A 9,507-nucleotide genomic window follows, 5' to 3' on the forward strand; every position below is an offset into this window, starting at 1 on the left:
TTATTCTCCAGAAAGAGTTGTGATTTTTTTGCTATTAATGATTTGGATATCAATACCGAGAAAATCCATTAAGTCGATAAAGCCTTGTTGCAAATAATCTTCATCCGTCACTGTCCCCTTATAGAAAAATAACTCCTGATCAAAAGGAAATTTCGCTGTAACCGATAAAGGGATAAAACCCATTTTGGTGATAGCTTTAATAGATGGAATGTTATATTCATAAACCTTCGCATAGCAGACTTTCATATCCTTATACGCGAAATCATGATCAAGAAGCATTTCCACCGCGTCAGGGCCAAAACCGTGACCCTGAAAGTCTTCACCCAGCCAGTAATAAAACAAACCAAGTTCACGATAGCGAATCAAGCATGCTATACCTATAAAACCCCACTCCGGATGCATAACAGCGTAGGTTGCACGTCTGGAATCTTCCATGTCTTCGGCTAACCATTCATGCCATTGATTACCACCCTGATACAAAGGTAGGCAGCACAACGCTGCTATTCTGGGGTCAGCATATTGCCAGGCAAAGTCGTTAACATGTTGATGGCCTAAAGGCTGGAGATAAATGTGCTTGCCTTGCAACAAACTGGATGGTGTAAATTTCTTTACTTTAGAGAACCTCTGCCACGCAGATATTCGCTGATAATAGTCATAGAAAATATTTTGCACCGGTGCATCCAGAACATAGCGTGTTGCTAGTGCAATGGCGCCCTGATGATCACCGAGATGCCAGCAAGCCTGCATCAAATAACAACGCAGTTGAACATTATTCGGCTGCAACACGAGCCCCTGCTGCGCCACAGTGATTAATAATTTCCAATCACATAAATACTGGCAAATCTCTGCCAATTGATTGCAATGATTTAACTCAATCCTTGACTGATGCTCTCGGTAAAAATCACGCAGATTCATCAGGATGGCTAAGCGCTCACTGGCATAGATGTTGTTTTTCGCGCCGCACAGATAGTGGAGCCAGCGATGAACGCATGATTTTTTGATAAACGAATGTAGATGACACAGATTATCCTGAATACTGGGATAAACTTGCTCGGCCTTTCTATTCACCGCGATCGCTACCTGTGCCGCCATAATAGGGCTCCGTCTTCTTAAATCACTTACATCAATGGGTATCTTGTCTTTCTTTACCTTGTGTTATTTCAATCCGCTCAGACTGCAACAAATTTTCCTGCTCATCCGCCACTTGCTGCAACGCAAAAAATGTTGTGCCGGGTGTAAAGCGGGTTTTAATTCGTTCATTCACAGGCGTGTTAAGGTTTTCCAGCCAGTAAGCGGTATTTGATAAAGACGTGGGTGAATCCTTATCGTCAAGGTTCTGTGTAGCTGTGGATGATGCTTTTTCTGTAGCAAGATCCAGTTGCACAGTTAAGCGGAAACCGTCAAAGCCATCACCGTCGAGCGGTTTGTCGTCATCGTTGTTATGCATAATTATTTTCCATTACTGTTGTAGCTAACCATTTACGCAGCGTTTTTATCCAGCCCCAGCAAATCAAAAATATTGATCTGCCCATTACCCTGAACAAATAATTGGCGGTATAAATCCGATGTGCTCATATTGCCCCACTCCACCATGCGCTTGAGTACGCTGGGCACGGGGCTATGCGGTTCTATGTGCGCGAGATAATCAGCAATCGCTTCCAATTGCGCATAGGCTTCCATGCGCCCGCGTCGAGGGTCTGTCACTAACACATCATCCGCGCTGCCCTCTATGGGAATATCCTGATGAGTTATTTCTTCCTCAACAGCGGTGGCGGTGTAACCGCGCTTGTGCAATTCGTTGCGTAAAAAATCTGCCATGTGGTTCAGTAAACCGGTGATGCTGCCAAGCGAGGGGGATTCCTCGCCGCACAATTCATTTAGCGTTGTTGTCAGGTGTTGCAACTCGTTAACGCCCGCATCAATACATTGCAGGGTATCGGCCCATTCTTGCGATGGCGTTTGGTTAACAATATGTTGGCAATCCGCCACGGAGAAACCTTCAAGCGCCTCCCTGCCCCTGCCCTGGGCCTGAATCTGTTCATTGCGCATCGCAATCTCCAGATCCTCCCAGGCCAGCAACTGCCGACCGCTCGGATTTAACGGAAGAATGCTCAGCAGCGGCATAAATTTTTCATTGGCCCAACTGAGGATATTGGTGCGGTATTCCTGATCACCGCCTTCTGGCTGGGGGTAAAGTGTCGGCCAATAATGACGACAGAGTTGTTCGACAATCCGAAATGCCGGCGCTAATCCGGCGAAGCCGTAGCGGTGCAATTGCGCCTCACATAACCAGATGGCAATTTGCAGATCCTTACTTTTTGTTGATAACGCCGATGCAGAAATCTCGATGACTTTTGCCCAATTGGCCTGTTTGAGATCGTGAGCCCATTCGCCGCGTGGAATGGAGGGATCGTCAGCCTGTCGTGCTTGCTTAAGCGCTTTATACGTATCACTGAAGCGTAGGTTATCGCCACCGGGGTTCTGTTCGCTGATCGCGGCCAGTAACATCGACAATTCAAAACCGGTTTGCTCTTTTATCAACTGGTTAATAGTGATGGATTCCATATCTCGCCTCTCAATAGCCTATTAAATAGCAGGAGCCTGTTGGGGAAAATCCACGGGCATCGGCCAGGCTTGCCATTGTGCAGTTTCACCTTTGATGGATAAGCGCAAGGTCACCTGTGCATTCACTTCATTTAGCTGAATGGTTTCACTGGGCTGACCTGTCGAGGTTTTATCGCTTGTTGTTTTGGCCGTTGATTTTTTTTCACTCACAGGAATGGTAAAGCGCAAGGGAATAACGGCCGGATCACTGGCAATACCGTCGCGTTGCTGGTCAACCAGGCGATGCAGAGCCCAGGGTCCGTTTTGCTGAAAGGTGACCGCATTACGCTGCACCATCATGTGTCGTTGACTCGGATCGCGCACGGGGGTATAGCGGGACAATTCCGCCCATGCCATGCTGACTTGCAAGGATTGTCCGCTCAACCATTCAAGGTCGTTGACCTGATTGGGAAAACTGCTCTGCATTGCCGGCGTTTTCATAACCCATTGCACGATCTGTTCTATGCCCGGCGAGTTATCGGGATTTTGCCTGAACTGCGCGCTGATTCTGACGCTGCTTGGCAAACCCTTGGGATAGAATAAATTCAGGTGCTCGCGTATCCCTTTCAACTCAGCAATAAACTGTTTGACCGAGAACCAGCGATCGCCTTCTTCTTGTTGCGTCAGATGTTGATCCAGCGCTGTGATCAATGGGCCATAGCTCGCATCAAAATTCACCCAGGACTGCGGGTCCAGATCCTGTGCACCGGTATTGGCAAACGGATAGCGCCCCGCCAGTTGCCGATTAAATGCATCGGCTAATTCCTGGTAATCCTTGGCCACATACTGGGCGGTGGTATCGGCACACACGTTGGCAAGGTCATTGACGGCAAGTTTTTTTCGCTCGGAAAATAAATCGTTGCCCGACGAACCGGCATCGAATGTTTCCTGATAACAGGTCTCTGTGGTCACTCCGGCAAAATGGCTGGTGTAATAATCGCGCAATTGTCCCAGCTTGCTGTTCTTGTCATTGAAACGGGTAAAGTTGTCATACTCATTGACCGAATTAGTCCAGAAAAATACCTGGGCATTCCCGGCGGCTTTATGCAGGCTTGCTGCTTCATTAAACCAGCGCGTGTAGGGTCTGGCGTATTGCAACAGGCGCATAGCGGATAATTGCTCTGCATTGAGGAAATCCGTCACCTCCGGAACATCATCCATGTTGGTGTATAAAAATGGTTTGTTTGGCGAAGCTAACTTCGGCAGGAAGACGGACGAGGATAGATAAAGATGAGTGATTTCATTGATCTGTTCATTGGCAATATTGCTCAAGCAGTCATACCAGGTAGCATCGGAGGGATCGAGCATTAATTGTTGATATAACCTGACCAGGGCGATCAGTTCATTGATCGATTGATTGTAAGAGAAACTGACTTTTTCGATCAGCTGTTGCTGGGTAACTGTAAACCCGATGGACTGGATGGCATTAGCCATCTGGTAGTTGACCAAGCTCTTGACCTGGCTACGCGCCACGGCATTAATAAAATTATCAGCCAATAATTTATCGGAAACGGTTTGTGCACCGCTCAATTTTTCCAGCGGTGCCGGTGCAATAAATTCCTGGTACGACTGTAACGATTTCAGCGATTGTATTAATGCCGCCTGATTGATCGTGGCGGGCTGATCGCAATTGGAAAACGACGCAGGATGATCGATCATGAACTCGCGTGTGGTCAGTGCCTCAAGCTGTTGCAGATTGCGTTGATAACGCTCCGTCCATACTAACCCTTGGGCAGTCTCTTCCATGAGTGGAACAGATTCCACAGAACGCAATCCGAGCAACTGGTTTTTTAGCGGTGTGTAACAATTATCCGGCGTGAAATCCTGTACCACAGCTTCCAGATCACTGATATCGTGCTCATCGTATTTTTTTAACGATTTTAATAAGGCATCAACCCGCACAAAAATTTTCGCACAGGGATTGTCAGCTTCTGTCGCGCCTGACCAGGCTTCCTCCACCCGGCGACTCCAGGCCAGCAGATCATCGACATCGGCGCGTGTCACCGAATCCGGGCGAGCAAATTTATCAAGCAGGATTTCACCCGTGCCCACAGCATCCGTCAATGAAAGACGCAGGTTTTCCGCGCCTGCTCGCAAGCGACTGTCAACAATCTGATGATAACCTTCTGGCTTTTTCACCCGCTCCTTGTAGTTGACCTGCAACAAGGCTTTCAGCAACGCACTGTTGTTGGTAATCAGGCTATCGGGTAACTGCCGGTTATAGAGATATTGGGTTAATTTGTGAAAGGCTTCCAATACTTCCCTGGACTGGGCACGATTATTGGTATGGGTAATTTCCCTGAACAGGGATTCGTGATACTCAAAAGCGAGTACCTCCAACGCATAATTAAAGACGGCAGCATTCACCTTGCCATCGTCCACCATCAATGGATTTTTATCCGCAGCCACCAGATTATCGGCTTTGTTTTCCAACCAGCATTTAAACGCGGGCAAGATCACCCCGCCAAAGGCTTCGTTGGCAATAGTATCCAGAGGGCGGGTAGAAATTCTACTTTCTCGCCAGGAATAAGGAATATTCCAGTAGGTCACCTTGGCGTGGATTTTGGAAATGGGATTGAGCAAACGAAAATAATCATCGGCGCTGATGCAATCATCCAGATCCTCTGCGTAACTGCTGTAAACCTGAAGTATCTTAACCGCCTCAAGCTGCAGGTCAACCTGTTGCTTCAAATCAAAAAAACTGTACACGAGAGATAAGAATAGAACACCGAGTCCGCAGCAAACAAACCGCTGGGTTTTATGTAAGCGCAACGAACGCGACCAGAGTGCAAAACGCAGTGGTTTAGCCAGGTTTTTTTCTGCAAAACATTTCTGTTCAATCAATTCCTTGATGGCGCCCGGCGCCCGGGACTCATCCATGCGTCCGGTAAAATAAAAACCGCGCACACTTGCACCGCTGGAAAAAATAACGTCGTCAAAGACCTGCTCCAACGTCCAGCCTAAATTTTCCTGCAACTTCGCCAGGCGTTGCGGAAAAAGAATAAAGTCACGCGCTTCGGTCAGGGTTAATGCATCCTTATCCAGCTTCGCCAGTGCGCTGGCTTGCAGACGATAGAGTTGCTGGACAATGTCTTCCAGACCGATTTTTATCCAATGTTTTTCAAATTTGGCTTCAAGGTGATAAGGGCTCGACCAGCCAAACATTTGCTGTTGGAACTGCGGGAACTGCCGCCAGAAATCACGGTAACCGGAGATGCGATCTGTCTTGGTGATCACAATATAAATCGGCAGTACAAATTCCAGTTCCTTTTGCAGCAACCACAACACGCTGTGGATGTAACGCGCCTGGGTGCGTAAACGAGTGCGTCCTTCGGTTAGTAAGGTTTCAGCGGATAACGTGACAATCACACCGTCAAGCGGTCGCTCAGGTCGAATCTGGTTGACCTCTTGCAACAGAGTTTTGATGCCCTGTTTATTTTCACCAAGGAATTGGCCGTCGATGATGATGCCATGCTCCAGAATCTGCCAGGCATCCTTGGTGCCAGAGCGGTTGATCAACTTCAACATGGGATGGGTTTTATCACCCAGCGCCAGGGCGCGCGCCAGCTCCGAACGACCACTGTCCGGTTCACCCAGCAGCATCATCCAGGGTGTGTCGTACCGCCCTGCCCGATGGGTATACAGTTCGCCGAGGAGTTGCTCAAGCCCGCCCCAGAAATCCTTGACCTTTTTGCGCCGACGTAACACAGCCAGTAAATCCGCCAGGATTTGTTTCGCCATAAAACGGGCGCGCATAACCAGTGCCAGGATCACCATCAACAGGACGATGGCCAGGGCAATCAGCAGATAGAAAATCCACGGACTCATAAATCACCTCGCCGCTGCGCGAGTGTTGCCGTGCTGTCAATTTCAGATGCAGCAGGTTCCGTTTCATCCGTGGTAATACGCAATTCTATATTCACCGCATCGGTTATTTGTTCATCGTAAATGCCGGCAAAAATCTGCACCGCACTCACCCAGATGATCAACGCCAGAACTAAATAAACAGCCAGGGCCACGCCTACCCAACGCCACCAGCGCGACATAGCGCCCAAGGTTTGCGGATAAGCACCAGACAGAGGATGTTCATAAGCCTGGGCAAAAGCCAAGGGCGGCAAGCCCGGTTGAAAACGCAAACGATTCAGCATCACCTGATATTCCGTCAAGCGTTCACGTTGGTGACGACACTCCCCGTAAAAACCCAATTGCAGCAGCATGAGATAGATGCTGGCAAACTGATCTTTGTCTGAGGGATCGCCATGCCGCTTGCCCAGGGTTTTGATGCGCTGAAATATCATGCGCCCGGCAATAGAGGTACCGAATAATTTTTCTTCCAGCAGATGATCACACCAATAATTTTTTCCCGACCAGTTAATCTGGAATAGCAACATTTCATCGACTAACGCTGCCAATATATAGCGCAGTTCATTCATCAACGGTTGTTCTGCCGGGTCACCGCTGTAGAGATGGCGTTCCAGAATCACTGTCATCTTTTGCGCTGTTTGTAACGCCAGTGTTTGGGTGGTGCTAGATGCATCGACCGATTCATCCAATTGCTCACCGGCGGATAAGGTTTCAGCAATGCTGTAAAGCGCCTCATAGGTCACCAGGAAACGATTGAGCAATCTCATGCCGCGTCTCCTGCCGACTGTTTGGCCGGACGATATAACAGCACGGCTTCCGGCGCTTGCAGGTCGTTATCACCCCAGATAATTAATGGCTGTTCGCTTTGAATGGCGGGCTGGTCACGGTCTTCGCCACCCACCATTAAATTGCGTACTTCGTAAAGCTGCGCCTGGGATCTTTGGGTATAACGCATGCGTACATCCTGTGACATTTTTCCGGTCCAAGCGCCAGGCGAACGTTGCCGCCGCAACAATTCCATTACCGGCCGCGAACCGATACGTGCGTTGTTCAACCACTCTTCTGCTTCTACCGGCGACTGCCCTTGGGCGGGAACAAGTTCTATGATCAATTGTTCAGTGCTCCAGCCCTGGGGCATAAACAGACCGAAGATATTGTCCTTGCGTTTCTGGAAGCGATAGAGCTTGTAAGCCAATGGAATACTGTCGATTAATTCATGGATCTGTTGCACCACTTTATAAATTGACTTCGCTGCCTGGTGATGGTCGTAAGCAGGAATTTCTGCGGGCAAGGGATTGGCGCGCAATGCGCACATGCAACCATACACACCGGCCAACGCACCCAGAAGATTAAACGGATGCGCCATACGTGAATTCACTAGCGTCTCCAGGGGTGGTAAAGCCGTGGTAAACGCCAGTAAATTTTGCGCGTGTAACTGTTGGGTGGTGGCCAGGTAGTTGGCATTGTGACGCAATTTTTCAATCAATTTTTTCAAGCGGTAATTGAGTGATTTTTTATCGCCAATAAAGTCGGCGGCGCTGGCACGCAGCAGAGGCGGCAAGTAACCGTTGACGATTTCAAAGTTGCCGTTCGGCGTGAGTGCAACCTTGCACAGCGGCATGGATTCATATTGCGCTGGCGGATTATCTCCGGCCCATAATTGCGCGCGCACCTGTAAACGATCCAGCGCCACTCGACCATCGGTGTTGGTATCATCAATTGCCATGTCGCCCTGCACGGTTTTAAACCGGCGAATACTGGCGTTCTCTGCTGCTGCACCGTCTACCCGCAAAGGGACCAACAAATGGATCATCACCCATTGACGGCGTTTAATGTCCGCATGCTGACTGATATCGAGTTGTAAATCGTAGGGGCGCGCCCAGGGTTTGCCGAATTGCACACACAGGCCATCTTTCATTACAGCCACCAGTTTTTCCACCTGGATCAGCCCGGCTTCCAGTTCGGTTCTTTTCAGCGCAAAATCGCTGAGCCCCCAATAGTACGGCTGGATTTGCTGCAACATAAAAAGCCGCTGCTTTTCCTGATACAGATCATTCTGCTGAAAGTGCTGCGGCGTCAACAACATGCCTTCGCTCCACAGCAGCGGATCGGAAATCGGTATGTAAGGCATTAATAGAGATTCCATAGCATGTATTAGTCAGGTTGTGTAAGCACAACCCTATCCTTTTGTAACTCAAGGTTGATAACAGGGTAATCGGTAATTTCCAGCGGCAACTGGCCCTGGAGGTTTACATAATTCGCATAGACCAATACCCGTTGTGCGTCGCGATAATTGTCCGGTAGCGCGATGGCTTGCTCACGAAAACTGGGTGGCACTTGTAAACTGCGCAACGATAATTCCTTTGGATATTTGAACAATAATCCCGGCTTCCGACTGAACCATTCCGGCGCGTTATCCGGTAGTTGTGCCACCAGATCTTTATCACGCACAAACACCAGATCCACCATTACCGCGCTGAAATCATTTACGTCTTCACTCGCCTGGATGTTCACTGTTTTCAAGGCCGTTGTATCGCGCCACCAATGGCTGACCATGCTGCACCCGGTGACCGCCAGCAACATCAACAGGATCAGGGCGTACTGTGCTCGATGGCTTAACGGTTGATTGAACGAATCCATCACCTACCCCAATAAACAAACACGATTAGGACTCGGCACTGCCGTGCCCCCTGCTGCATTAGTCGTGTTCTGCAAGGTCAGGCTCGTCATACGCGCACCGGGCGCGACGCCGTTAAATACTTTAAAACTGCCCAATAAATAGGTTTCCGGCCCAATGACCGTACCGGACGCCACGCCTGTGGACGCACCGGCTTCGTCGCCGTTGGTGATGGTGCCCGGCGTCAATAAATTGTGTACCGCCCCGCCGCCGTGAAACTGTTTGAGGTTATTGGGAATGTGAACCATAGACTGACTGATATTCGGATAAGGAATCGGCACCACCGCCGGCCCCGCCGGAGTCAGACATACATCTGGAAATCCCAAACCCATTGCACCAATCTGAGTAGTTGAAAACATAGT

8 protein-coding genes are annotated in these 9,507 nt (G+C 49.2%); all 8 read right to left on the reverse strand.

Translation table 11 applies throughout. The features are described 5' to 3' along the window. The 8 genes from CBR65_RS03985 to CBR65_RS04020 are packed head-to-tail and all read right to left on the reverse strand — an operon-like array spanning position 1 to position 9,504. Complete coding sequence (locus CBR65_RS03985; RefSeq protein ID WP_087465654.1) at positions 1-1,092, reverse strand: GNAT family N-acetyltransferase; 1,092 nt, start codon at positions 1,090-1,092, stop codon at positions 1-3. Between the two features lie 31 nt (positions 1,093-1,123). Next, the gene (locus tag CBR65_RS03990; RefSeq protein WP_087465655.1) at positions 1,124-1,447 is read right to left on the reverse strand and encodes a hypothetical protein; all 324 of its coding nucleotides are present in this window, start codon (positions 1,445-1,447) and stop codon (positions 1,124-1,126) included. Between the two features lie 32 nt (positions 1,448-1,479). Continuing rightward, entirely contained in the window at positions 1,480-2,565 is a 1,086-nt protein-coding gene (gene tssA, locus CBR65_RS03995; RefSeq protein ID WP_087465656.1) for a type VI secretion system protein TssA, read from the reverse strand. A gap of 21 nt (positions 2,566-2,586) precedes the next feature. Continuing rightward, the gene (locus tag CBR65_RS04000) at positions 2,587-6,432 is read right to left on the reverse strand and encodes a type VI secretion system protein (RefSeq protein ID WP_087465657.1); all 3,846 of its coding nucleotides are present in this window, start codon (positions 6,430-6,432) and stop codon (positions 2,587-2,589) included. Continuing rightward, on the reverse strand, positions 6,429-7,235 hold the full coding sequence (locus CBR65_RS04005) for a DotU family type IV/VI secretion system protein (RefSeq protein WP_087465658.1): 807 nt from the start codon (positions 7,233-7,235) through the stop codon (positions 6,429-6,431). Before CBR65_RS04005 ends, CBR65_RS04000 begins: the two co-directional genes overlap by 4 nt. Further along, complete coding sequence (gene tssK / locus CBR65_RS04010; RefSeq protein ID WP_157671970.1) at positions 7,232-8,599, reverse strand: type VI secretion system baseplate subunit TssK; 1,368 nt, start codon at positions 8,597-8,599, stop codon at positions 7,232-7,234. Before tssK ends, CBR65_RS04005 begins: the two co-directional genes overlap by 4 nt. Positions 8,600-8,622: 23 nt before the next feature. Continuing rightward, entirely contained in the window at positions 8,623-9,108 is a 486-nt protein-coding gene (locus CBR65_RS04015) for a hypothetical protein (RefSeq protein ID WP_087465660.1), read from the reverse strand. Positions 9,109-9,111: 3 nt separating this feature from the next. Further along, a complete protein-coding gene (locus tag CBR65_RS04020; RefSeq protein ID WP_087465661.1) occupies positions 9,112-9,504 on the reverse strand; it encodes a DUF4150 domain-containing protein in 393 nt (130 codons plus the stop codon). Between the last annotated feature and the right edge of the window lie 3 nt (positions 9,505-9,507).

The sequence above is a fragment of the Cellvibrio sp. PSBB006 genome (assembly GCF_002162135.1).
Classification (GTDB): domain Bacteria; phylum Pseudomonadota; class Gammaproteobacteria; order Pseudomonadales; family Cellvibrionaceae; genus Cellvibrio.

Bases quoted from the DNA above. Each gene is read 5' to 3' on its own strand.
- CBR65_RS04015 (WP_087465660.1), bottom strand. From the start codon at position 9,108: ATGGATTCGTTCAATCAACCGTTAAGCCATCGAGCACAGTACGCCCTG.
- CBR65_RS04020 (WP_087465661.1), bottom strand. From the start codon at position 9,504: ATGTTTTCAACTACTCAGATTGGTGCAATGGGTTTGGGATTTCCAGAT.
- CBR65_RS03985 (WP_087465654.1), bottom strand. From the start codon at position 1,092: ATGGCGGCACAGGTAGCGATCGCGGTGAATAGAAAGGCCGAGCAAGTT.
- CBR65_RS04005 (WP_087465658.1), bottom strand. From the start codon at position 7,235: ATGAGATTGCTCAATCGTTTCCTGGTGACCTATGAGGCGCTTTACAGC.
- tssK (WP_157671970.1), bottom strand. From the start codon at position 8,599: ATGCCTTACATACCGATTTCCGATCCGCTGCTGTGGAGCGAAGGCATG.
- CBR65_RS03990 (WP_087465655.1), bottom strand. From the start codon at position 1,447: ATGCATAACAACGATGACGACAAACCGCTCGACGGTGATGGCTTTGAC.
- CBR65_RS04000 (WP_087465657.1), bottom strand. From the start codon at position 6,432: ATGAGTCCGTGGATTTTCTATCTGCTGATTGCCCTGGCCATCGTCCTG.
- tssA (WP_087465656.1), bottom strand. From the start codon at position 2,565: ATGGAATCCATCACTATTAACCAGTTGATAAAAGAGCAAACCGGTTTT.